At 37.1% G+C, this 1,656-nt stretch carries 2 protein-coding genes; both read left to right on the top strand.

What is annotated here, in order from left to right:
* Positions 1–173: 173 nt before the first annotated feature.
* Positions 174–773: a helix-turn-helix domain-containing protein gene (locus tag CBG10_RS08250; protein WP_035162055.1), complete on the top strand. Its 600-nt coding sequence runs from the start codon at positions 174–176 to the stop codon at positions 771–773.
* Positions 770–1,615, top strand: a complete 846-nt coding sequence (locus CBG10_RS08245) for an IS3 family transposase (protein WP_065867951.1) — start codon at positions 770–772, stop codon at positions 1,613–1,615. The genes CBG10_RS08250 and CBG10_RS08245 overlap by 4 nt, the downstream gene beginning before the upstream one ends.
* The last annotated feature ends 41 nt before the right edge of the window (positions 1,616–1,656 follow it).

The raw sequence follows: 1,656 nt of genomic DNA, 5'->3' as shown, positions 1-1,656 counted from the left end.
CGTACAATACCCTTTAGGGTTGACACTTTAAATAATAAAAGTGCCAATTCTAGGGGGTGTTTTTCGTTTCTAGTTATTCCACAACAGAAAAATTAAGATTACTAAGTAATTATCAGGATTCAGATTGCTCATTAGGAGTATTCGCTGACTATCACGAAGTGAGAACAGCGAACATGACTAAATGGATTAAACAATTTTTATTAGCAGGACTGGCAGGATTAATTCGTCCTAAACATAACCAAAAATATTCACTTAAGACAAAGATTGCCGCGGTGAAAGATTATCAGCTTAACGGACTGGCTAGTCGTGAGGTTTTAATTAAGTACAAAATACGCCATATTTCTCAACTAAAACAATGGATTATCCAGTACAATAGTGACAAACTAACTGTTGCTTACGCAACAAGAAAGCGAGTTAAGAAAATGGGTCGGAAAGTATCCTTTGATGAGAAAAAGCAGATTGTGCAGTGGACGATTAACCACCAGAACAACTATAAAGAAGCAGCTAGTAAGTATGATATTAGTTATCAGCGGGTTTATTCGTGGGTACGTAAATATTTGCACGATCATAATTGGGAAGTACTAAAAGATAATCGTGGCAGAAATAAAGAGAAAGAACCGACAAATGAGCTCGAACGGTTGAGAAAACGAGTACGTGAATTAGAAGCTGAGAAACGAGAAAGCGAGGTACAAATTGCGTTCGCAAAAAAATTAGTCGAAATACGCAATCGGGAGGTGCATCGACCGGACGATATCAAGCGATTCAAGAAATGATTAAAGACGGTTATACAGTATCAGAACTAGTTAAAGCGGCTAAAGTAAGCCGGCAAGCCTACTATAAGTGGCTAAAACGAGAATTAACTACTAAGGATATCCAGGATCAAGAGATCCTTAATTTGATTAAAGAAATTGAGAAAACTAATAAGCAAAGTATTGGCTATGGGAAAATGACTCGTCTTATTAAGCGCGCAGGTCTTGGATATTTGGTCAACAAAAAACGAGTTATTAGAATTATGAAGGAACATGGGATTAAAGCTGACTATCGTCAAGCTAAAAGAAAACGCAACAAGGAACGTCAAACCTATCAAGCTGAAAATATACTTAATCGTCAATTTAAACAGGAAGCAGCTAATCAGGTTTGGGTAACTGATACAACAGAACTCGCCTACAATATTCATAATTATAAAGTTCGTTTACATGTGGTTCTTGATTTATATGGTCAATTTCCAATTAGCTGGCTAATTACCCCAACAGAAACTAGTGAGGGAGCAATTCAAGTATTCAAGAAAGCTCAGAAACAAGAAGGTGTATTAGCCCCACTTATTCATACTGATCGCGGAGCTGCTTATACTTCTAAGGCGTTCAATCAATATTTAACTAGCAATAATAGTCAACATAGCTATTCAGCTCCTGGCACACCAGCAGATAACGCAGTTATCGAGCACTGGTGGGCCGACTTTAAAGCAATTTGGCTAGCGCATTCATCTAAGCCACAAACACTTGATGAACTTCAAACACTAGTGGCTGAAGGAATTGAATACTTTACAAATACATTTATTTCAGCTAAAAGAAATGACCTTACTGCAACGGAATTTCGTTACGGCAAAGCCAATTAATTTTTATTATTTAGTGTGTAAACTTGACAGGGTACAGTACC

This window comes from Limosilactobacillus reuteri (assembly GCF_002254085.1).
In the GTDB taxonomy this organism is placed as follows: domain Bacteria; phylum Bacillota; class Bacilli; order Lactobacillales; family Lactobacillaceae; genus Limosilactobacillus; species Limosilactobacillus reuteri_K.
This window is presented reverse-complemented; position numbering and strand designations above follow the sequence as displayed.